General features: G+C 38.7%; 16 protein-coding genes. 15 read left to right on the top strand and 1 reads right to left on the bottom strand.

Annotated features, from left to right (window positions below):
- The first annotated feature begins 80 nt into the window (after positions 1-80).
- The 15 genes from H5115_RS00545 (at position 81) to H5115_RS00615 (ending at position 22656) form a co-directional block, all read left to right on the top strand.
- Positions 81-1337: a sugar MFS transporter gene (locus H5115_RS00545; RefSeq protein WP_182753044.1), complete on the top strand. Its 1257-nt coding sequence runs from the start codon at positions 81-83 to the stop codon at positions 1335-1337.
- A gap of 256 nt (positions 1338-1593) precedes the next feature.
- On the top strand, positions 1594-3483 hold the full coding sequence (locus H5115_RS00550; protein WP_182674679.1) for a methyl-accepting chemotaxis protein: 1890 nt from the start codon (positions 1594-1596) through the stop codon (positions 3481-3483).
- A 5-nt stretch (positions 3484-3488) separates the two neighbouring features.
- The gene (locus tag H5115_RS00555; protein WP_182674677.1) at positions 3489-4571 is read left to right on the top strand and encodes a GGDEF domain-containing protein; all 1083 of its coding nucleotides are present in this window, start codon (positions 3489-3491) and stop codon (positions 4569-4571) included.
- 13 nt (positions 4572-4584) lie between these two features.
- The gene (locus tag H5115_RS00560) at positions 4585-5199 is read left to right on the top strand and encodes a DsbA family protein (protein ID WP_182753046.1); all 615 of its coding nucleotides are present in this window, start codon (positions 4585-4587) and stop codon (positions 5197-5199) included.
- A 251-nt stretch (positions 5200-5450) separates the two neighbouring features.
- Entirely contained in the window at positions 5451-6203 is a 753-nt protein-coding gene (locus H5115_RS00565) for a DUF3450 domain-containing protein (protein WP_004334751.1), read from the top strand.
- A 10-nt stretch (positions 6204-6213) separates the two neighbouring features.
- Positions 6214-7581: a MotA/TolQ/ExbB proton channel family protein gene (locus H5115_RS00570; RefSeq protein ID WP_182753047.1), complete on the top strand. Its 1368-nt coding sequence runs from the start codon at positions 6214-6216 to the stop codon at positions 7579-7581.
- 3 nt (positions 7582-7584) lie between these two features.
- Complete coding sequence (locus H5115_RS00575; protein WP_182672359.1) at positions 7585-8112, top strand: MotA/TolQ/ExbB proton channel family protein; 528 nt, start codon at positions 7585-7587, stop codon at positions 8110-8112.
- Between the two features lie 53 nt (positions 8113-8165).
- Complete coding sequence (locus H5115_RS00580) at positions 8166-8579, top strand: biopolymer transporter ExbD (RefSeq protein WP_004334764.1); 414 nt, start codon at positions 8166-8168, stop codon at positions 8577-8579.
- A 12-nt stretch (positions 8580-8591) separates the two neighbouring features.
- Positions 8592-9197 carry an energy transducer TonB gene (locus tag H5115_RS00585; RefSeq protein WP_182753220.1) on the top strand — a complete coding sequence of 202 codons (606 nt, stop codon included), beginning with the start codon at positions 8592-8594 and terminating at the stop codon, positions 9195-9197.
- Positions 9198-9241: 44 nt separating this feature from the next.
- A complete protein-coding gene (locus tag H5115_RS00590) occupies positions 9242-10570 on the top strand; it encodes a lipopolysaccharide assembly protein LapB (protein ID WP_182753049.1) in 1329 nt (442 codons plus the stop codon).
- A 296-nt stretch (positions 10571-10866) separates the two neighbouring features.
- Positions 10867-14955 (top strand): hypothetical protein, encoded by a 4089-nt coding sequence (locus H5115_RS00595; protein ID WP_182753051.1) that lies wholly within the window; start codon positions 10867-10869, stop codon positions 14953-14955.
- Between the two features lie 64 nt (positions 14956-15019).
- Entirely contained in the window at positions 15020-17716 is a 2697-nt protein-coding gene (locus H5115_RS00600) for a TonB-dependent receptor domain-containing protein (protein WP_182753053.1), read from the top strand.
- A 203-nt stretch (positions 17717-17919) separates the two neighbouring features.
- Complete coding sequence (asd, locus tag H5115_RS00605; RefSeq protein WP_182753054.1) at positions 17920-19059, top strand: aspartate-semialdehyde dehydrogenase; 1140 nt, start codon at positions 17920-17922, stop codon at positions 19057-19059.
- Positions 19060-19397: 338 nt separating this feature from the next.
- Positions 19398-21287: a bifunctional diguanylate cyclase/phosphodiesterase gene (locus H5115_RS00610; RefSeq protein WP_220487150.1), complete on the top strand. Its 1890-nt coding sequence runs from the start codon at positions 19398-19400 to the stop codon at positions 21285-21287.
- A gap of 229 nt (positions 21288-21516) precedes the next feature.
- Positions 21517-22656, top strand: a complete 1140-nt coding sequence (locus tag H5115_RS00615) for a DUF748 domain-containing protein (RefSeq protein ID WP_182753056.1) — start codon at positions 21517-21519, stop codon at positions 22654-22656.
- An 83-nt stretch (positions 22657-22739) separates the two neighbouring features.
- Here the strand turns inward: H5115_RS00615 and H5115_RS00620 are convergent, their stop codons facing one another.
- Entirely contained in the window at positions 22740-23546 is an 807-nt protein-coding gene (locus H5115_RS00620; protein WP_004334787.1) for an ion transporter, read from the bottom strand.
- Positions 23547-23620 lie beyond the last annotated feature (74 nt).

Raw genomic sequence — 23620 nt, forward strand, 5'->3', positions numbered from 1 at the left:
GAACGTTCCATAAGTGCGCTGACTAATTTATATTTAAACATGTAAAATCGTTTTCAACTTGTTAATGGAGTGAAAACGACGTGAGTGAAATAAATACAAACCAATCATTCGCGGTCAACGAACAGCCAAATAAAAATTATCTGTTTCCACTGACTGCAATGACGACCCTATTTTTTTTATGGGGCTTTATTACTGTTTTAAACGATGTACTAATACCACGCTTAAAAGGCGTATTTGATTTGAGCTTTTTTGAAGCGATGCTAGTACAGTTTTGCTTTTTTGGGGCTTACTTTATTGTTTCTATTCCTGCGGGGCTTTTAGTTAAGCAATTTGGTTACAAAAGAGGGATTTTAACTGGTTTAATTGTGGCTTCAATGGGGTGTATGTTGTTTTACCCTGCTGTTGTAGTACATGAATATTGGCTATTTTTAGGCGCTTTATTTGTACTTGCTGCAGGCGTAACAGTACTTCAGGTTTCTGCCAATCCTTATGTTGCTGCTCTTGGCAGCGAAAAAACAGCTTCTTCTCGTCTAAATTTAGCACAAGCACTTAATGCGCTTGGTACTACCGTTGGGCCTTATGTTGGTGGTTTATTATTTTTCGGTACTGCAGGTAGTTTAGCCGCATCGGCAGCAACTGCTGAATCTGTAAAAGTGCCTTATTTAATGCTTGCTGGCGCTTTATTACTTATCGCTATTGTATTTGCCTTTATAAAGCTTCCAGAAATTGAAGCCCACAAAGAGGAAAATAATACAGCAATTGAATCTCGTTCGTTAATGCAAGCACCGCACTTAACTATGGGTGTACTTGCTATATTTTGCTACGTAGGTGGGGAAGTTGCCATTGGCAGCTTTTTAGTTAACTACTTTGGTGAGGCGCACATAGCAGGGCTTGAAGAGCATACTGCGGCCGCACTTATTAGTTATTACTGGGGCGGGGCAATGGTAGGACGTTTTATTGGCTCTGTATTATTACAAAAGATTGCACCTTCTAAAGCTATAGCGTTTAATGCATTTAGTATTATTGCGCTATTACTAATCACTATTTTTACTCAAGGTGACGTCGCTTTATACTCAGTATTGGCAATTGGTTTATTTAACTCAATTATGTTCCCGACTATATTTTCAGTTGCAATCGAGCGACTAGGATCATTGACGAGCAAAGGTTCTGGCTGGTTATGTTTAGCAATTGTTGGTGGTGCACTTGTACCATTACTGCAAGGGTTTATAGCTGATACAGTAAATATACAGCAAAGCTTTTTTGTTCCAATGTTATGTTATGTATTTATTGCATGGTACGGTTTAAATGTTGTTCGCTTAGCAAATAAGTGGAAATAACAGACTATACAAGAGTGACTGAATACGTATTCAGTCACTTATAAAGCTACATTTAATAGGAACGTTCCATGAAAAATAAATCTAGTCATTAATTATTTTAATATTAGCCAGTTACCCACAAAACCCTCTTGTTTTGCAATCCTTTATTCTTATTTTTCATCAATAACCTAACTGTAAGTCTCTTTTACTAGGACATTTAGCTAAATTTTTGCTAAAACAGTAAGGCTAATAACGATAAATAATAAAAAGGATGTATATGCTTAACTCGTTGAAATTTACTTCCAAAGTGACTATTGCAGCCTCCTTAATTTTGGTTTTGGTGCTAGGATTATTTACTTTTAATAACTACATTGCGATGCGCAAGCAAACCGAGCAGCAGTTAAGCTTGGTATTGCAACAAAATTCCGAATCTGTTTCACAAAATATAGCGAGTTGGTTAAATGCAAAGTTGGCGATTGTTATATCAATTGCTAAAACCCATAAAGCGAATGATTCTAAAGCACTCACCCTTTCACAATTAAATACAGCAGAGCTTGCTGGAAGCTTTAAAAATACGTATATAGGTAAATCCAGCGGCACGTTTATATTAAACGATCAATCAGTTGTATTACCTGCAGATTTTGATGCGACTTCTCGCCCTTGGTATAAATTAGTCGAAAACAAATCAAATACCGCTTTTACAACTCCTTATATTGATGTAACCACTAACGAGCTTACAATTTCAGCGGTAGTACCCATACTCCAAAATGGCCAATTTAGCGGCGTTGCAGGTGCCGATATTGATATGCAGACCGTGACAAAAATTATCAACGATATTGACTTTTTAGGACTCGGTTATGGTTTTTTACTCGACAGCAAAGGCCAAGTGTTAAGCCATCCAAATGCTCAGTTAAACTTAAAAAATACATCAGACATCTTTGGCACTAATACGCCTTTACAAAGTGAGTTTACCCAGTACGAGATAAACGGAGAGTCTAAGCTTATTTCGTTTACAAAAATTAGTGGTATTGAAAACGTAGATTGGTACCTAGGTGTTGTTATAGACAAAGATAAAGCGTATGCCAGTGTCTCTAATTTTGGCCAAACCGCAGCTGTTTTTATGGTGATAGGAATTATCACTATTATAATTATGATGCAGCTTTTATTACGCTATTTAATGCAGCCAATGAATCGTTTAAACGATGCTATTAAAGATATAGCACAAGGTGAGGGCGATTTAACAAGGCGTTTAACCGTTGAAAACGACGATGAATTTGGCGATTTAAGCTATTCATTTAATATTTTCATCGAAAAAATTCAGCATTCAATAGAGCAAGTAAAAGAGTCTACAAAGCAATTAGATACAGCTATTGAGAGCTTGGTATCACAAACACATTCTTCGCTGTCTATGTATGATGATCAAAGTAAACGAACCGATAGTGTTGCAGCGGCTATCAACCAGTTTTCAGCTACATCAATGGATATTTCAAGTAATGCAGAGAGTGCATCGCAGCTTGCTAAAAATGCAGATGAACATTCAACACAAAACCAAGAAGCATTAAGCCACAGTGTTGCAACTATCCACCAGCTCTCGGGTAATATGGAAAAAGCTCAGCAAACTATAAACAGTTTAAATTCGCATACAGCCAGTATTGGCCAAGTGCTTGAAGTTATTAAAGGTGTAAGCGAGCAGACTAATTTATTGGCACTTAATGCCGCAATTGAGGCCGCTAGAGCAGGAGAGGCGGGACGCGGTTTTGCCGTTGTAGCAGATGAAGTTCGCCAATTAGCGCACCGCACTCAACAGTCAACGCAAGAGATTGAAGACACGGTTAGTCAGTTGCAAAAAGGCTCAAACCTTGCTGTAGAGCTTATGAAAACAAGCCTTGAAGGCAGTGAAAAAAGCGTGCAACAAGCCGATGCTGTTGGCAATTTAATGAGTCATGTTATACAAGCGATTCAACAAATTAACGATGCAAATCACTCTGTGGCCACTGCAACAGATGAGCAAAACCAAGTTGTTAAGTTATTAGATACAGATATTCAAACAATTAATTCGCTTTGTATACAAGGCAAGGCCAACTTAAATGACACGCTTGACGAGTGTACCAAACTAAAACAACAGTTTAGTGCTTTAGAAAATATGGTTCAAAAGTTTAAAGTATAAAATTAATGACTAAAAAAAATGTGAATAAACCAAATTGGCTCAGTCTAATAAATATCGACAGTGTTTATAGCTCAGACATGCAACGCAAAGCGTTTTCTTTATTTACCATGATTGGGATTTCAATTGTGTTGATCGCAGTATTAGTGTTTTTTAATTATAAGCTTTATTCGCCACTACTAACCGCTTCATTAATTATCGTTAACATTACAAATATAAGCTGTTCTATCTACTTTATAAAAACGGGTAACCTGCAAGTTGTGGCATTAATAAGTGTGAGCATTGTGTGCATGATGTTTGTTGCACTTGTTTATACCGGCGGTAAAGATAATACCGCGCTATATTGGCTAATGTTTTATCCTGTCGTAACGTTTGCATCTTTAGGGGTTAGATTAGGTGCTTGGTTAGGCTGTACCTTACTGTTTTCTTGTATTGTTATTTTATACGGCCCTGACTTTGGTCAAGTTAGCTATGGCAACGTAGAAAAAACACGTTTTATAGCGTCCTTTTCTATGGTATTTTTATTCTCATTTATTGGTGAGTATTTTAGGCATAAAAGCCACATGGCTATTGCCGATATTACGCTAGAGCAAAAACAAGATGCTTATACTGACCCCCTTACTGGCATAGCAAATAGGCGTTTTATTACCTCTCATTTTTTAAAGCTTGCTCAAACACGCCCAGAGCAGTACTTACCTTTTTCAATTTTGTTAATTGATTTAGATAATTTTAAATCTTTAAACGATACGCATGGCCACGATTTTGGTGATACGGTATTGATAGAATTTACCAAACTTCTTGAGTCTCAGTTTTTGGCAACTGCGTTAAAGGCCCGTTATGGCGGTGAGGAATTTGTTGTTATTTTACCGCAGCTCACTGCCTCTGCAGCCTCTGTAATTGCGAACAAATTTCGAGAAGCCGTGGCAGGGCATGTTATATTTACTGATGACAAGCAGCGTATTTCAATCACCTGTAGCATTGGTATTTCCCAAGTAAATAAAGTAACTGATTATGATGATTCGTTAAAGCAAGCTGATGAAGCTCTTTATAGTGCAAAGGCTTCAGGTCGCAATAGAGTCGTCTCAAACTAGTTGAAGGATTAATATGTCTCAAAGTAAGTTAATATATGTCTATGACCCAATGTGTAGTTGGTGTTGGGGTTACTCACCAACCTGGCTTAAGCTAAAATCAGAGCTTGCTGGTAAAGTGGCAATAGAATATAAAGTAGGTGGCCTAGCACCCGATAGCCAAGACCCAATGCCACAAAATATGAAAGAGATGCTTGAAGGGACTTGGCATAAAATTTCAGCGCAGTTAGGTACGCAATTTAATTATGATTTTTGGCGCAACTGCCAGCCAAGGCGTTCAACGTATCCCGCATGCAGAGCTACACTTATAGCGCGTAAAGCGGGTAAAGAAGCTCAAATGGTGGCAGCTATTCAACACGCTTATTATCTAAACGCACAAAACCCGTCTGATGAAAGTACATTAATTAGTTTGGCTGAAAAAATTGGCTTAAATAAAGATGAGTTTTCGGAGCAGCTAGCGTCAAGCGAGCTTAATGAGGAGCTCAAAGCGGAGTTATCCTTTGTTCGCACTTTACCAATTCAAGGTTTTCCCTCACTAGTGCTTATTAAAGATAATAAAGCTCACCCTATAGAAATTAATTATACCGATTGGCACTATTCTCTTAATCAAATTAATTCAATTTTCGATTAACCACCTTATTGCATCTTATTAATAGGGGGTATTTGGCCAGCAAGTACCCTTATTGGCGTTAAACCCTCCTCGTAAGTCTTAATTGTTACCATTGTCATAAAAGCGACTTTTTTGCGCAACATCCTTGTCATGTTTCATCTATAAACTCCTGCTCATTGAATTATTAAGTCATAAATTATTTATATAACAAAGTTTATGACCTAAAAAAACAAACTAGCAAATCCGCTAACTAACGAGTAAAGGTGTATGCGATGAAAGGCGTTAAACCATTAATCTTAGCTGGTATTGTGGCCGCAAGCGCAGCAGTACACGCAAACGATTTAGATAAGGTTATTGATAAAAGCAGTGAAATTAATAAATCAGCTGCGCAATCACAAACAAAAATAGACAAGATTGCAGATTCAATGCAAGGACGTTTACAGCAATTTAAAACCCTCAATAAAGAGATTGATGGTTTAGCTGTATACAACGCCCAGCTAACTAAACAATTAAATAATCAAATAGAAGAGATGGAATCTTTAAACCTGTCAATGGATCAGGTTTCTATTATTGAACGTCAAATTACGCCGCTAATGCTTAGAATGATTGAAGGTCTTGAGCAGTTTGTATCTTTGGATATTCCATTTTTAGCTGATGAGCGCACAAAGCGCGTTACGTCTTTAAAAGAAATGATGAATCGTGCTGATATTAACTCAAGTGAAAAATTCCGCCGTGTACTTGAAGCGTATCAAGTAGAAGTTGACTACGGGCGCACTATTGAAGCTTATACCGCACTTTTAAATGTGGATGACAAAGAGCGTGAAGTTGATTTTTTACGCATTGGCCGTTTAGAGCTTATTTACTTAACACGCGATGGCAAAAAAGCAGGTAGTTGGAATGCAGACACAAAATCATTTGAAGCATTACCAGACTCTACAATAAGCCAAATTAATAAAGGTTTACGCATTGCGCGTAAACAACTTGCCCCAGATATGTTAACTCTGCCAGTACATGCAGCAGAATAAGAGGTTGAAAATGAAATTGTTTACTCAAATGACAAAAATAGCTCTTTTTGCTGCAAGCCTAAGCATTACTGGTGCAAGTATAGCGGCAGAGCCAATGAACTTAGATTCATTACTTAAAACGCTCGAAAATGGTAAATCAGCTCAAAGCGAGCAAAATAAACAACGTGAACAAGAGTTTGCGGCTCGCCAAAACGAGCAAGTACAAATGCTTAAAAATACCCAAGCAAAGCGCAATCAAATGCTGGTGGAATCTGAACGTCTAGAAACGCAATTTGAAGAAAACGAAGTAAAACTTGCTAACTTAACAGACACGCTTTCTAAACGCATGGGTTCGCTTAAAGAGTTGTTTGGCGTTCTTCAGCAAGTTGCAGGGGATTCTAGTAATAAATTTGCGACATCAATAGTATCTGCTCAGATTGCTGGGCGCAGTACGTTTATGGATGACCTTGCTCAAAAGATGGGCTCAACTTCAAAACTTGCTTCAATAGAAGATATTGAAAAAGTATGGTTTGAATTACAACGCGAAATGACCGAGCAAGGTAAAGTAAGTCGTTTTAACGCAAGTGTTATTGTTGAAGGCGGTACTAAAGCACAGCAAGAAGTTGTGCGAGTGGGCGCATTTAACCTTATATCAAACGGTAAGTATTTAGAGTTTAATTCCTCGACTAATTATTTGAGTGAATTAACTCGCCAACCTGTATCGCGCTTTATTGCAACAGCAGAAGAGCTACAAAGCACTAAAACTGGTGTGGTGCAATTCGCACTTGACCCAACAGGTGGCTCTATACTTGGTTTATTAGTACAAGCACCCGATACACAAGAGCGTGTCCATCAAGGTGGCACAGTGGGTTATGTGATTTTAGGCGTAGGTGTTATTGCACTTCTTATATCACTTGAGCGTTTTTTCTCATTATTAATCATGGGCGGTAAAATTCGTCGCCAGCTTAAAGATACAGTTGCACGTGATGACAATCCGCTTGGACGCGTAATGAAAGTAAAAGATCAATTTCCAAGTGTTTCACACGACACACTGGAGCTTAAATTAAGTGAAGCTATTTTACGTGAAATGCCAAAAGTGACGCGTAATTTAACACTTATCAAAATCATCTCTGTTGTTGCACCGCTGTTAGGTTTATTAGGTACGGTAACCGGCATGATTAATACATTCCAAGCAATCACCTTATTTGGTACTGGGGATCCTAAATTAATGGCGGGTGGTATTTCTCAAGCACTAGTAACAACGGTATTGGGCTTAGTGGTCGCCATACCAACGGTATTTTTATACACCTTACTTAATACGCGCGCTAAAAATATCTTGTTAACTATCCAAGAGCAGAGCGCCGGTATTATTGCAGAGCGAAGCGAGAAAGGAGCATAAACCATGGTGCTATTGATTGACTCAATCAATGCTATCCGTGATTTTCTCGACACCGGTGGCCAAGTTCTCTTGGTCATCGGGGTGTTAATCTTCGCGATGTGGTTATTGATACTCGAGCGATTTATTTACTTTTTTAATGGTTTTAGAAGCTATAAACACGCTCTTAAAGCCACTTGGATTAACCGTGCAGAACGAGATAGCTGGAATGCAGAGCAAATACGCGAAGCGATGATATCGCGAGCTGGTATGCGCTTAAACACCAATCTTTCTTTGATTAACGTGATGGTTGCTTTGTGCCCGCTACTTGGTTTGTTAGGCACGGTAACAGGCATGATAGAAGTGTTTGATGTAATGGCAATTACCGGCACAGGTAGTGCCCGCTCAATGGCATCAGGGGTATCTAAAGCAACTATCCCGACAATGGCAGGTATGGTAGGTGCGTTATCTGGGGTATTTGCCTCAACGTACTTACAACGAAAAGCTAAGCGCGAAGTAGAACTACTACAAGACAGCATGGTTTTAGACCATTAAGCAAAATTTTGATAAGCGGCTCTTATAAAGCCGCTCATCCTAGGAGAATAAAAATGAGAGCCCCGTTAGGAAACCTATTTCAAGAAGACGAAGCTGAAGAAATAAACATGACCCCAATGCTAGACGTTGTATTTATCATGCTTATTTTCTTTATTGTAACTGCTTCTTTTGTTAAAGAAGCCGGTATTGATGTAAACCGCCCAGAAGCCGCAACAGCTGTTAAAAAAGAGCGTGCTAATATTTTAGTGGCTATTTCTGATACAGGCGAGATATGGATTAATAAACGTCAAATTGATGTGCGCGCAGTACAAGCCAATATCGAGCGTTTAAAAGCAGAAAATCCACAAGGTAGCGTTGTGATTCAAGCGGATAAAAAAGCCACTACCGAAATGTTAATTAAGGTGATGGATGCCTCGCGCGCGGCGGGCGCATTTGATGTATCAATTGCCGCACAAGATGCGTCTTAAGGGCTAGTTATGTTGCGATATTTAGTTGCATTAGTGATAGCCGGTGTAGTGACCTTTATGTTGTTTTTAGGCATGCAGGCACTGATCACTGGCGGTGAAGGCGCTATGACGGATCCGGTAAAGGGTAACGTACTTGATTTTGTTCGCTTGAAAAAAGAAGAAACCGTACAAAAAAAAGAGCGTAAGCCACAAAAGCCACCAACACCAAAAGAGCCGCCACCACCAATGGAATCACCGCAAATGCAAAATAGTGATGCTACAGCAAATGCTAACAACTTTGACTTTGGTGCCAATGTAGATGCGGATGTAAATTTAGCCGGCGGGTTAGCACTTGAAACAAGTGATGGTGAATACTTACCGATTGTTAAGGTGGCCCCTGTTTATCCGCGCCGTGCGTTATCACGTGGCATAGAAGGCTACGTTATTGTTGAATTTACAGTAACTAAACAAGGCGCTGTACGCGACCCACAAGTAGTAAAAGCAGAGCCTGAGTCACTCTTTGATAGAGCCGCGATGGATGCAGCCCTTAAATTTAAATATAAACCGCGCGTAGTAAACGGTGAAGCCGTTGAAGTTGCAGGTGTTCAGAACAAAATATCTTTCCAAATTAGCGGTTAATTAGTAATTAACCACGAGTAAACGGACAGAAATGCGAGGCGATTATGAAATTACTACCTACAGCTAAAGTTTTAAAGTTAACACTATTTTGTACCGCTGCAGTAAGCACAAGTATTGTTGCACCAAGTGCTCTAAGCCTAATTCCAGGGCTAAATGTAGCTACGGCATATGCAGAGCAAGAACAAAAAACGAAACGTGTACCAGCACTGCGTGAAAAGGTTTATAGCCAGCTTGCTCGTGCGCAAAAACTTGCTGACGATGGTGATGTTAAAGGTGGACTTGAAGCGCTTGATAGCATTCAAGAGCGAGCTGCAAGCATGAACTCGTACGAAGTGGCAATGATGCATAACTTTTACGGGTTTATTTATTACAACGAAAACGACTTACCAAAAGCGATTGCTTCGTTTGAAAAAGTGGTAGCTGAGGAAGCCATTCCTGAGTCACTTCGTTTAAGCACTACATTTAGCTTGGCTCAATTGGCTATGGCTAATAGTGATTACACTAAAGTTATCTCTTTTTTAGATGACTGGGACAGTATTAACACCCAGCCTAAAACAGAAGGCTACTACTTGTTAAGGGCTCAAACATACTATCAGTTAAAAGACTATAAAAAAGGGCTTGAGTACATATCTCAAGTGATTGCTTTAAGCGACAGCGAAGGCAAAATCCCTAAGGAAAACTGGTTAGTACTACAGCGTGCAATGTATTACTCGCTTAATCAAACTGACAAAGTTGTTGAAGTGCTTGAGCGCATGGTAAAGCTTTATAATAAGCCTGAGTATTGGGTGCAGTTATCGGGTATGTATGGTGAAACAGGTAGGGAAAAACAACAGTTGGCGGTAATTGAAGCCGCTTACCAGCAAGGATTTTTAACCTCAAAATCTGATTTACGCCAATTAGCGCAAGTGTATTTATATAATGGTTTAGCGTTTAAAGCTGCAAAAGTGATGAGCGATGCCATTGATAAAGATATTGCTGAAAAAACAGCAAAAAACTACGCTTTTGTTGCTGAGGCGATGATCCAAGCTAAAGAAGATGAAAAATCTATTACCTACTTTGCAAAAGCTGCTGATTTATCTGAACACGGTAAATACGATCAACGTTTAGCCGAAGTATTTGTAAATACAGAGCAATATGAAGAAGCCGCCGATGCAGCGCGTAAAGCACTTGATAAAGGTGGTCTTGATTTTGAATCAAATGCATTTGTTGCACTGGGTATGGCGCAGTACAACATGCAAAATTTTGATGCATCAATTTTAGCGTTTGAGCAGGCAGAAAAACATAAAAAATCTCAGCGTTTAGCACAGCAGTGGATCAAATATGTAAAGCGCGAAAAAGTGCATGCAGAAACACTTAGAACAGCTTTACTGTAAATTTTAAAGCGCTTTACTAATTAACAAGTAACGCGTGTAAAACCAGTTCATAATCGCAACACTAAAACCGCCTCAGGGCGGTTTTTATCGTCTCTAAAAGCATCCAATTGTTTGATTTTAAATAAGTTACTTTTGTCATCTTATGGTTATTAAACTGTAACTACTTTGTCATAAGTCTCCCGTATTGTAACCGCAGCTAAACTCAAGTGACCTTAAAGCATTATTTAAGTGTTTTATGGTGACTTGAGTTTATTTGAGCACCTAAAAAATAATTAAATACTTTAACGGAGTGAACAATGAAATTATCTGACTTATTCAAAGTAAGTTTGATTGCAACTGCAGTATCTTTAGCTGGTTGTGGTGGAGACTTAGTAGTATCTGAAGGCGACACAACTATTAATGAAGGTGATACAGTAACTAACGTTATTGAAGGCGGTGACGATACAAGTGGTGAAACGTCATCACGTGATGATTCACAAAATGCTACCACTGGCTTTCCTACTGATATTGATAATGCACTAACTCAAGGTTTAGCAACTGATGTTTCTAGTGAGTTTACATCTATTACAGATAAGCCCGTTTATCGCTTAGCTGCAGATACTGTGTTCACTACTGATGTTTCGTTAACAAACGACGCACACTGGATCTTAAATGGCCGTACTGCGGTTGGTAATGATCGCGCAGATAACGCCAAGCTTTATATTCAGCAAGGTACAACGATTATTGGCGAAACAGGAGATGACTTCCTAGTTGTTCGTCGCGGTTCACAAATTGAATCGGTAGGGACTGTAAGTCAGCCCATTACAATGACCTCAATTCAAGATGTTACAGCTCAAGAAACAACGATTGGTCAGTGGGGCGGTTTAGTATTATTAGGTAACGCGCCAGCAAATTCTTGCGGCGACCAAGAAGGTGAAGCAACAGCTGATGAACTTGCTAATTGTGGTGTGTCGGCTGAAGGTGATGCAGGTCAGTTTGGTGGCGATATCAGTGATGATAACTCAGGTACTTTAAAGTATGTACTTGTTAAGCAAGCCGGTAAAACGTTAGGTAATGGTGATGAGTTAAATGGTATTACGTTTGCCGGTGTTGGCTCTGCAACTACGGTTGATTATATTCAAGTACATGAAAATCTTGATGATGGTATCGAGTTTTTTGGTGGTACCGTTAATGTAAGCAATGTTGTACTTACAAATATTGGTGACGATTCGCTAGATTGGTCTTTTGGTTGGACGGGCTCAGCTACAAACGTTTATATTCAGCAAGCGGCTAACGTAGGCGATAACGCTATTGAAGCTGATAACTCTGAATTTGATTCAAGTGCCACGCCATTAACTTTACCTACTATTTCAAACGTTACAATTGTGGGTGCTGAGGGCAATAACGGCATTCGTTTACGTGCGGGTACTGCTGGGGTTCTTAAAAATGTATTTGTAACGGGCCCAGCTACTTATGAAAACTGCTTACGTGTAGGCTCTGATTCAGTACCTCGTGCAGAGGATGGCACACTTACGATTACAAACTCTATAGTTGCTTGTCAAACTGCAGCGAATAACTTTGGCAGCGAAGTTATTAACGGTGGCGATGTACAATCTTGGTTTGAAGGCCAAGACGCTAACCAAACACTTACCCCAGCTGATTTAATGTTAGATGACAACGGTTATACACCTCTTGCTGGCTCGCCACTTATTGCAAATACGCAAATTGGTGCTTTTGATGGCTCAACTAATTGGATGGAAGGTTGGACTGTTGGTATCAATGGTGGCTTCCCTACTGATATTGATAATGCGCTATCACAAGGTTTAGCCTCAGACGTATCTAGCGAATTTCCAGAAATTACAGATAAGCCAGTATATCGCTTAGCTGAAGATACAACGTTTACAGCGGATGTAACACTTACAAATGACGCACATTGGATTTTAAATGGCCGTACTGCAGTAGGTAATGACCGTGCAGACGCTACAACACTTTATGTTCAAGCCGGCACGACATTAATTGGTGAATCAGGTGATGACTTTTTAGTTGTTCGTCGTGGTTCGCAAATTAACGCAAATGGTAATGCAACTGCACCGATTACAATGACATCTATTGAAGATGTAACAGGCGCTGAAACAACAATTGGTCAATGGGGCGGTTTAGTACTTTTAGGTAATGCTCCTGCTAACTCGTGTGGCGATCAAACTGGCGAAACGACAGCTGAAGAACTTGCTAACTGTGGTGTATCTGCAGAAGGTGACGCTGGTCAGTTTGGTGGCGATATTAGCGATGATAACTCAGGTGTTCTTCGTTATATTGTCGTTAAGCACGCAGGTAAAACTCTTGGTAACGGTGATGAGCTTAATGGTATTTCATTTGCGGGTGTAGGCTCTGCAACAAAAGTAGAATATATCCAAGTTCATCAAAACCTTGATGATGGCGTTGAGTTTTTTGGTGGTACTGTAAATGTTCGTAACATAGTACTTACTGATATTGGTGATGATGCATTTGATTGGTCGTTTGGTTGGACAGGTCGTGCGCAAAATATTTATATTCAACAAAGTGCTGTTGGTGGTGATAACGCTATTGAAGCGGATAACTCAGAATTTGATTCAAATGCTACACCTTTAACAAAGCCACTAATTTCTAACGTAACAATTGTGGGTGCTGATGGCACTAACGGTGTTCGTTTACGTGCAGGTACAGCGGGCGTTCTACGTAATGTAGTAATTACAGGACCTGAAGGTTACTCAAACTGTTTACGTGTGGGTTCTGACTCTGTAGCAAATGCAGAATCTGGAGAGCTTTCTATTGAAAACTCAGTAGTGGCATGTAGTGAAGATAATAACTTTGGTAGTGAAGCAATTGGTGGTGGTAACGTGCAATCTTGGTTCGAAGGCCAAACAGGTAACCAAACGCTTACAGCTGCTGCCCTTAGTTTAGCAACCGATGGCTTTACACCTAAATCTAGCTCACCATTATTAGGTTCGGGTGTTGATTCGTCAGACCTTGATTCGTTCTTTACTAAAACAGATTATATTGGTGCGTTTGATGGCGATAATAACTGGATGGATGGTTGGACAGTTGCTATAACACCAAGTTTTCCTGATGATATTCAAAATGCCTTAGAGCAGGGTTTTGCTACTGATGTATCAGCGAGCTTTCCTGAAATCACAGACAAGCCAGTTTATCAGTTAACTTCTGATGTTGTATTCACTTCAGACGTAACATTAACTAACGATGCCCATTGGATTCTCAAAGGCCGTACAGCCGTAGGTAATGACCGCGCTGATGAAACGACTTTATATGTTCAATTTGGTACTACGCTTATTGGCGAGTCGGGTGATGACTTTTTAGTTGTTCGCCGTGGTTCTAAAATAGAGGCTGTGGGCAGTGCAACTCAGCCAATTACTATGACGTCTATTGAAGATGTTACTGGTGGCGAAACGACTATTGGTCAATGGGGCGGTTTAGTGCTTTTAGGTAATGCACCGGCTAACTCGTGTGGCGATCAAGAAGGCGAAGCTACCGCTGATGAGCTTGCAAACTGTGGTGTGTCTGCTGAAGGTGACGCTGGCCAATTTGGTGGTAATGACCCAGAAGATAACTCAGGTACTTTAAAATACGTGGCAGTTAAACAAGCAGGTAAAACGCTTGGTAACGGAGATGAGCTAAACGGCATTACGCTTGCTGGTGTTGGTAGTCAAACAGAGCTTGATTACATTCACGTTCATGAAAATCTGGACGATGGTGTAGAATTTTTCGGTGGTACTGCAAACATCAGTCACCTGGTTTTAACTAATATTGGTGATGACTCACTAGATTGGTCATTTGGTTGGACGGGTAAAGCGCAATACGTACTTATCAAGCAAGCTGACTCAACAGGTGATAATGCAATTGAGGCGGATAACTCTGAGTTTGATTCAAGTGCAACTCCACTCACAATGCCTACAATTTCTAATGTTACTATTATTGGTAATGTTGGGGTTAACGGTATACGTCTACGTGCAGGCACTGCGGGTATGCTTAAGAACGTGGTTGTGACAGGCGGGGCAGATTATTCAAATTGTTTACGTGTAGGTTCAGATTCAGCTCCTCGCGCAGAGGATGGTACATTAACTGTTACTCACTCAGTTGTTGCATGTGAAACGGCAAATAACTTTGGTACACAAGCTATTGGTACTGGTAATGTTGAGTCTTGGTTCTTAGGTCAAACAGGTAACTCTGTGCAAGCAGCCACAGACCTTGGTTTAGCAGATAACGGATATATGCCTTCGGCTGAGTCATTACTGTTAGGTAATGGTTTTGATTCTTCAAGCCTAGATAGTTACTTTGATTCAGTAGATTACATTGGTGCAATGGATGCACAAACAGACTGGACAGCAGGTTGGGTTAAGGTAGGCCTTTAATCCAAACCACATTATAGCCGAGCGAAAGCTCGGCTAATGTCTTGTTTTGTTTCGGAGTATAAAAATGAAATCTTTTAAACCCTCTTCTCTTGTTCTATGTAAACTAAATTGCGCAGTTATGGCTGCAATTATGGGGCTATCAGTAAACACAGCTATAGCAGCCGAAGCCGAAGAGCAAGAAATAGAAGAAGTAGTTGCTGTTGGCCAGCGACTAAAAGGTAGTGCAGGCGCAGTACTACAAGAGCGTCAAAATCAGGCATTTGTTGCTGATATTATGGGTGCTGATCAAATATCACGCACAGGTGATGGCGATGCAGCTTCAGCGCTTCGTCGTGTGACTGGTTTAACCTTAGTCGATGGTAAATATATTTATGTTCGTGGTTTGGGTGAGCGTTATTCAAGTACCCAACTTAATAGCATGTATGTTCCAAGCCCAGATCCCACTCGATCAGTTGTTCCACTGGATTTATTTCCATCGGATATTATTGAAAGTTTAAGTGTGCAGAAATCGTTTTCTCCTGATATGCCAGCGCACTTTGGTGGTGGTAATGTAAATATACGCACCAAATCTATTCCTTCTGATTTTTTGTTTAAAATACAGTTAGGTACTACATATAACACCTCTAACAGTGACACCGGTTATTTTTACAGTGGTGGTGATGATGATTGGATGGGGCGCGATGATGGTACACGTGCTTTACCTTCATTAATTTCTACAGCGCTTAAAAGTGATGCAGGACTTGAAGGTGACAGCAGTACTACGCTTGAGCAGCGTCAAGCGCTCTTACAATCTCTAGATTGGCAAGTTGGACCTAATGAGAAAGACGTTGATCCAGGCATGAATTTTTCAGTAGCACTAGGTGATAGGTTTGAGTCTGAAGTAGGTACTTTTGGCGTTCTAGCCGCTGTTTCCTATGACAATGAATGGGAAGTAGTTAAAGAGCAAAGCGGTACAAATTTAGGGAGTTTGGGCTGCGAAGATAAATGTTTTGCACAAACTTATGATGGCATATCTACTGAACAAACCGTTCGTTGGAGTGGCACATTAAATTTAGGTTATGAATTTAATAATAACCATAAATTTGAACTAACGAATATAGCTCTTCATGATATGAGTGACAGAGTGCGTAATCGTGACTTTTTCGATGCTAACGAGTCTGAAGAAGGTGTTACTGAGTTACGCCGTGTTGACGTTATGTATGAAGAGCGTGAAATGTTCTCTACGCAGCTCAAAGGGACGCATAACTTTCCTGAATTAGAAAATTTATTTTTTGATTGGTATGCCGGTACAAGCCGCGCCAACAGAGATGCTCCTGGCGCATTGGATGTTGTTTTTCAAACTAACTTAAATGATGGTGTTTTTGAATCAGAACAGTTACAAGATGTTGCTGCTACTAACGTAACGCGTGATTATCAAACTTTGCATGATGACGTAGATACATATGGTTGGAATATGAGTATCCCATTTTATGGTGATGGCTATGAGTTAGAGCTTAAGGTGGGTGGCGATTTTTCTGAAAAAAAACGTGATGCAAGTAATATTCAATTTGGTATTACGCACCGTGGTATAACAGATGAATATACATTTGGCTCAAACATAGACCAAATTTTTTCTGACGAAAATTTAGCTAATAGTGAGTTTTATACAAGTATTACAGGCTCTGGTATTTTTGATGATGGTACCGCAGATGGTGATAAGTACAGCGCTGCACATAAGTTAGACGCTTATTATTTTATGGCCGACTTTTTCTACGAAAACACATGGCGTATAACCGGTGGTATTCGTTGGGAAGACTTTTCTCAAATATCAGTGCCTTTTCAGGCTCATACTAATTTCTTTGATGGAACAATTGAAGAAGTGAGCGAAGTTGCAATAAAAGAAGATAACTTTTTTCCTTCTTTAGCAATTACTTATATTATGGATGAAGAAATGCAGTTTCGCTTAAATTTAAGTGAAACGACGATTCGCCCAGATATGCGTGATGTAAGCTCAACTTATTATGTTGACCCACTAACAGAGTTTTTAGTGCGAGGCTCGCCTACACTTCAAAGCTCTAAGCTAAAAAATGCTGACTTTAGGTTTGAGTGGTACATGCCTTCAGGAAACAATCTATCAGTTGCTTTGTTTTATAAAGATATTGAAAACCCAATTGAAATGGTTGAGTTAGCGGGTGTTGGTGGAGCTGCTCCGCAATTACTAACAGCAAATGCGCAGTCGGGTGAACTAACAGGTATTGAGGTAGACTTTTTAACTGACTTTAGTTTTATTCATAGTGATTTATCTGCCATATTTTTATCAGGTAACGTTACTCTATCGGATTCAAGTGTTGAGCTTGGCATAAACGATGCTGATGGGGTTGATTCATTATTTGAACAACAACTAAAAGAGGCGCTTGAAGCTGACTCTGTTTCTAACATTGTTACTAATAATAAACGTCGTTTAGTTGGTCATTCTGAATGGGTAGCAAACTTACAAATGGGTTATGACTCTGCTGATGGTTTTCATTCTACTTCAGTTGTTTATAACGTGTTTGGGCCGCGCATAATCGTACCAGGTACGCGTGGTAACGAAGACGCAGAGGAAAAGTCATTTCATTCTCTTGATTTAGTTTATTCTTACTTCCCTAACTTTAATACTAAAGTTAATTTTAAAGTTAAAAATATACTTGGCCAAGAAAAAGAAATTGAACAAGAAAACTTAACACTTTGGCGTCAAGAAGAAGGCACTGAGTTTAGTTTAAGCTTTAGCTACGAGTTTTAATTTTATACCCAAGGAAGGGGGATATAATAAAACCTAATTACCTATTAGCCCTGTATTTAATACAGGGCTTTTTTATGACTATGAAAAATATTTAAGTTCTACTTTATTCACTAGTTTTAGCGCGCTGGTGGTGTTATTTTGACGTTAATGAAAATTAAATCTCACGCAATGAATTTAATTTTTAATGTATTAAGGCATCTTTTATGAATCAAACAGTGGAACAAACAATGAAAAAAGTAGGATTAGTCGGTTGGCGTGGCATGGTAGGCTCTGTGTTATTAGAACGTATGCAGCAGCAAAGTGATTTTGCCCATATCGACACCACCTTTTTCACCACCTCACAAGCGGGTCAACTAGGCCCTGATATAGCAGGCGACGCAAAACCATTGCTAGATGCAAGTGACATTAGCGAACTTGCTAAAATGGATATTATTGTTACTTGCCAAGGCGGTGACTACACCAATGCGGTATATCCAAAATTACGCGAGTCGGGTTGGGATGGTTACTGGATTGATGCAGCTTCAGCACTGCGTATGAGTGAGGACAGCATAATAGTGCTAGATCCCGTAAACAAAGATGTTATTGAACAAGGCTTAGAGCAAGGCGTTAAAACTTTTGTTGGCGGTAACTGTACAGTATCGCTAATGCTACTTGCATTAGGCGGTTTATTTGAGCAAGACCTAATTGAATGGGTAAGCCCAATGACTTACCAAGCAGCCTCTGGTGCTGGTGCACGAAATATGAAAGAGCTTATTGCACAAATGGGCGCTATTCATGCAACTGTTGCAGATAAACTAGATAACCCAAGCTCTGCTATTTTAGAAATTGATAAAATAGTCAGTGAAACAATGGCATCAAGCGATTTACCACAAGACCAATTTGGTGTGCCACTAGCGGGCAGTTTAATCCCATGGATTGACGTACCTATGCCAAGCGGTCAGTCTAAAGAAGAGTGGAAAGCGCAAGTAGAAGCCAATAAAATTTTAGGCTCTTCTAAGCAACCAGTGCCTATTGATGGTTTATGTGTTCGTATTGGCGCTATGCGTTGTCATTCACAAGCGATGACTATTAAATTGCGTGAAGATATTAGCGTAGAAAAAATTGAAAAAATTTTAGCGTCTCACAACGAGTGGGTTAAAGTAATTCCAAATGAGCGCGATATCAGTGCCACAGACTTAACACCTGTTAAAGTAACTGGTACGTTAAGTATTCCTGTTGGGCGTATTCGTAAATTAGCGATGGGACCAAAATACTTTAGCGCATTTACAGTAGGCGATCAGCTTTTATGGGGCGCGGCAGAGCCACTTCGTCGTATGTTACGCATAATTGTTGATGGTGAGTAATACCAATTCGCAATAATACTTAATCAATTTGAGGGGTTAAATCTGACGCTAACTACGTTAAATATTTCTGATATAGAACAACTAAATAACGAAATTTTTGCCTTGTTATCGACACGATTTTCTTCCCTCAAAATAGATCACTTAATTAAGCGAATTGGTATAATATATAATCAGTATTAACAAAAGGGGTTGGCAATTTGCCAGCCCTTTTTAGTTCAATGGCTTATAAAACCGCTTAAGAGGCTAAAATAATACTTTTTTATGAATGTTCACTTTTGTTTATTATTGAACTTAAGTAAACTGTTTACATTGTGCAACAGCCTATTCAAGTAATATTAATGACCTCTCACACAAATAACTTTGCCAATAAGCGATTGGCATTTGTTAGCTCCTATTTTAGTTCTGCAATTGCTATAAATACGGTTGTTTCTTGTTTTCTTATTTTTAGCAGTATTAACCATAGCGCCTCGCAAGAAAAACTCTATTGGCTTTTTACGTTATCATTTATTTCATTACTTCGAATAGCCAGCCATGTATTTGTTAACAACACCCATGCTTTTAAATATCACCTGTATTTTATAGGTTTATTACTAACGGCTTTAACATGGGCTGCTTTCCCTATTTTGTTTTACGAAAACATGCAAATGCAGGAAAAATTTGTATCACTTGTTGTTTTTAGCTCACTTGCTGGTGGCGGTGTAAACGTTTTAGCTTCTGATATTCGTTCATCCTTGTCGTATATAACCTGTTTACTAGTTCCTTTTAGTATTTTATTACTTTTACAGCCTATTGAAGATGAGAATGTACTCGGTATTTTAGGGCTCGTTTTATGGTTTATTTTGTGTTTTATAACGGCTTCGCGTAGTGCAAAAGATGTAAAATCATCAATTAATAACGAACTTAAGTTAGATCAATTTATTGAAAACTTAGAAAACGAAGTACAACTTCGTACCGAACAAATAATTTCTTTAGAACAAAAAGACAATCTAACTAAATTGTTTAACAGGGGGAGTTTTGTTTCTAATGTTGAACTTGATTTAGCCAATCAAAATGATGATATTAAAGCCGTTTTATTTTTAGATATGGATGATTTTAAAATTATCAACGATAAATACGGTCATGACTTTGGTGATTTTGTGCTGGCCCAAACAGGTAAACGATTAGTTGAAACACAAACCCAAGGCGACTTTATTGCTTGTCGATGGGGAGGTGATGAGTTTATTTTTTATTCTCGCACCAATACCGAAGATGAACTTTTTGACTGTGTTTTTAGATTAGTTAAAACCTTAACGAAAACAGTAAGCATGGACAGCTATCAAGTAAATCCCTCTTTTAAGGTTGGGCTGTATTTTACGCGCGAAAATTTTAGCCTTGCAGAGGCGATTAAATACGCTGATGTAGCTATGTATGAAGGTAAGAAAAGCCGTAATGAAATATCGGTATTTGACGAGCGAATGCATGAATCGCTTAAAAGAGAAGAAGTACTGCGCAGCTCAATTAAAGAGTGCGTAGAAAAAGGTGACTTTCATCTGTGCTATCAACCTATTGTTGATATAAGCACAAATGAAATAACCACGTTTGAAGTACTACTTCGTTGGCAGTTTAATGATGAATTTATTCCCCCTTCAGAATTTATAGATATTGCAGAGCGATATGGAAAAATTAATATACTCGGCGAATTTGTACTAGAGCAAGCTATTGCGAGCTTAAGTAGGCTAAATGCCGTAAATAGTAATATTGGATTGTCGATTAATGTGTCGGTGCTGCAACTAGAAAACCATAACTTTTTAGATTTTTTAGTTGCGCTTTTAAATAGATACGCAGTTAAACCATACAATGTGCATTTAGAAATAACAGAAACAGTCATGATTAAAAATTTACCGTATTTGTCAAAAGTGATTACGGCCATAAAAAATACTGGAGTGCGTATTTCTATTGATGACTTTGGTACTGGGTTTTCTTCTATATCGGTTTTAAAAGAGCTGTCAGTTGATTACATTAAAATAGACAAATCTTATATTGATAACATTTGTGAATGCTCAAAAGATAAAAGTATTGTATCTGCGGTAACTAACATGTCGCATATGATTGGTTGCGAAGTAATAGCGGAGGGCGTAGAAAACTCCGCTCAGTTAACGTTATTACAAAGCTTAGAGATTGATAAATACCAAGGTTTTATATTCAGTAAACCAGTTAGATTTGATCAAGCACTATCCTTGATATATTAAAGTCACTAGCTGTTTATACTTAGTTAAGCATTGCTGCATAAACCCAATTTTTTGTAGCAATCTTAAATTGGTATAACCTTTGCTGTTAATACTTAAATTAGCCACTTTAACTTCACTTAGGCTATTAGCGATGTATTTTAAATACGATTTACGTAGTGTTGTTACAATTTTGCGTAATTCTTACATGTTTAAAATACTCATTTGAAAGTATTAGGTAAAGGAAATTACAATGAGCTCGGTTTCTAATGTATTTCATAGCAAATGGTTTAACTCATTTGCGGTTATTTTATTAGTCCTTATTATTGCCAGAATAGCCGCACCTTATGCGCTTCAGCAGTACGTAAATTATCAGCTAAAACATACGCAAGGTGTTACGGGGCATGTTGGTGATGTAGATTTGTTTTTATATCGCGGTGCCTACGCGATTGACGACGTTGAAATTTACGCTGTTGATGCAACTTCAGCTCCTAAGCCTTTACTGAGTATTCAAACTCTCGATTTTTCACTTGCGTGGTCAGCCCTTTTAAAAGGGAATTTAGTCACAAATATGGCTTTTACGCGTCCTGAGATAGTTATTTACGATAAAGACCCCAATGCTTCTGAGCAAAATAAACAAGTAAAAGATGAAACCACTTGGGTGGGACTGGCGAATGACTTAGTACTGTTTTCTATTGATACCTTAATAATTGAGCAAGGCAAGTTAACCTTAGTTAACTCAACCAATAGCGGTGAAAAACCCACTTTTATATCAAATATTAATGCCAAAATTGAAAATATAACGAATGCGCAAAACCTATCAAAAACACTTGTGACTACTCTAAACGTAGAGGGGGCGTTAATGGGGGAGGCCGCATTAAAGCTTCATGGCAAACTAGACCCTTTTAGTAAACACGCTAATTTTGATTTTAACGCAGAGGTACAGCGCTTCTCAGTTAAAAATCTCGACACTGTATTTAAAGTGTATACACCGTTTGATATTGAAGCGGGGGGCATTGATGGCGCTATGGAACTTGTGGCTAAAGATAATAACTTAAATGGTTATGTAAAAGCGGGTGTTCAAAACCTGAGTGTATTTTCTTGGCGAGAAGATATAGAAAAAGATGATGACGGTATCTTTACTGCTATATTTGAAGGCAGTGTAGATTTACTGGGCTCTATACTTGAAAACGATGAGTCTAAACTTGTTGCTGCACGCATTCCTATAGAGGGGCAATTAGATAATACGGATGTTTCGACTTTTCAAGCTGTTATTTCGGTTTTAGAAAATGCTTTTTTTGATGCGTTTAAAATGAAAGTGGATAATGTTATTTCTTTTGAAGATCCAAAGAGTGATGAATCTTTAAGTTATAAAAGTAATAAAAGTAATTAATGTATTTATATTTCCCAAATTAAACGTTTAACTCAAAGTAACACCAACATCATTGATGTTGGTGTTACTTAGTTTAGATATTTCTATTTGTCTTTACTTAATAGCGCTTTAAGCTCTGCAATTTGTACTTGTAGCTCATTTACCTGACCTTGTGTTGCAGGTAGAGAATCGTTATCCGCAAGCTCTTCTCGGGCATTTCGGTGCTCCTCACTCATTACCTCAAGTATTGCACCTACCATCATGTTTAAAAATACAAATGCAGTTAAGAATATAAACGTAAGGTAATAAATCCAGCTTAATTCGTACACCGCCATTGTTTCGTACATTATGTCGGTCCAATCTTCAAACGTTGCTATTCTAAACAAGGTAAGCATTGATATTGAGACGTCTTGCCAAAGTACAGGGTTGATTTCAGCAAACATCATGCTACCCATTGCAGCGTATATATAAAAAATAACAAACATTAACAGGGCTATATAACCCATTTGCGGAATGGCTTTGAGCAATGAGTTAACCAATAAGCGCAGCTCTGGGATCATCGAAACCAATCGTAACACTCTAAATATGCGCAACAGCCTAGCAATTAACATTGTAGAGCCAGCAGCAGGGTATAAACTGCCCAATACTATGATAGTGTCAAATATATTCCATCCCTTAGAAAAGAAGTCTTTAATGCCTTTACTTGCAACAAAGCGGATTATTAGTTCAATTAAAAAGAATGCAGTAATGCCAACGTCCATCCAATTAAGAGCAAGCTCTACGGTAGGATGTAGTGAGTAAGTGTGTGCACCTACTGTAAGGGCAGAAACAATAATTACAGCTATAACAAATGATTGAAATATCTTGCTTTTGTCTATACGCTGAAACAACTTTTGTAACTGCGACATCATAGTAATAGATCCTTTGGATATTAAGATTTTATGGCGCTAATATACAATAGTATCGTAATAATTTAACGCTTTTT

Source organism: Pseudoalteromonas sp. SR44-2, from assembly GCF_014163745.1.
Taxonomy (GTDB): domain Bacteria; phylum Pseudomonadota; class Gammaproteobacteria; order Enterobacterales; family Alteromonadaceae; genus Pseudoalteromonas; species Pseudoalteromonas distincta.

Excerpts from the sequence above, each read along its gene's own strand:
- H5115_RS00550 (WP_182674679.1), top strand. The coding sequence starts at position 1,594 with ATGCTTAACTCGTTGAAATTTACTTCCAAAGTGACTATTGCAGCCTCC.
- H5115_RS00555 (WP_182674677.1), top strand. The coding sequence starts at position 3,489 with ATGACTAAAAAAAATGTGAATAAACCAAATTGGCTCAGTCTAATAAAT.
- H5115_RS00560 (WP_182753046.1), top strand. The coding sequence starts at position 4,585 with ATGTCTCAAAGTAAGTTAATATATGTCTATGACCCAATGTGTAGTTGG.
- H5115_RS00565 (WP_004334751.1), top strand. The coding sequence starts at position 5,451 with ATGAAAGGCGTTAAACCATTAATCTTAGCTGGTATTGTGGCCGCAAGC.
- H5115_RS00570 (WP_182753047.1), top strand. The coding sequence starts at position 6,214 with ATGAAATTGTTTACTCAAATGACAAAAATAGCTCTTTTTGCTGCAAGC.
- H5115_RS00575 (WP_182672359.1), top strand. The coding sequence starts at position 7,585 with ATGGTGCTATTGATTGACTCAATCAATGCTATCCGTGATTTTCTCGAC.
- H5115_RS00580 (WP_004334764.1), top strand. The coding sequence starts at position 8,166 with ATGAGAGCCCCGTTAGGAAACCTATTTCAAGAAGACGAAGCTGAAGAA.
- H5115_RS00590 (WP_182753049.1), top strand. The coding sequence starts at position 9,242 with ATGAAATTACTACCTACAGCTAAAGTTTTAAAGTTAACACTATTTTGT.
- H5115_RS00595 (WP_182753051.1), top strand. The coding sequence starts at position 10,867 with ATGAAATTATCTGACTTATTCAAAGTAAGTTTGATTGCAACTGCAGTA.
- H5115_RS00600 (WP_182753053.1), top strand. The coding sequence starts at position 15,020 with ATGAAATCTTTTAAACCCTCTTCTCTTGTTCTATGTAAACTAAATTGC.
- asd (WP_182753054.1), top strand. The coding sequence starts at position 17,920 with ATGAATCAAACAGTGGAACAAACAATGAAAAAAGTAGGATTAGTCGGT.
- H5115_RS00610 (WP_220487150.1), top strand. The coding sequence starts at position 19,398 with ATGACCTCTCACACAAATAACTTTGCCAATAAGCGATTGGCATTTGTT.
- H5115_RS00615 (WP_182753056.1), top strand. The coding sequence starts at position 21,517 with ATGAGCTCGGTTTCTAATGTATTTCATAGCAAATGGTTTAACTCATTT.
- H5115_RS00620 (WP_004334787.1), bottom strand. The coding sequence starts at position 23,546 with ATGATGTCGCAGTTACAAAAGTTGTTTCAGCGTATAGACAAAAGCAAG.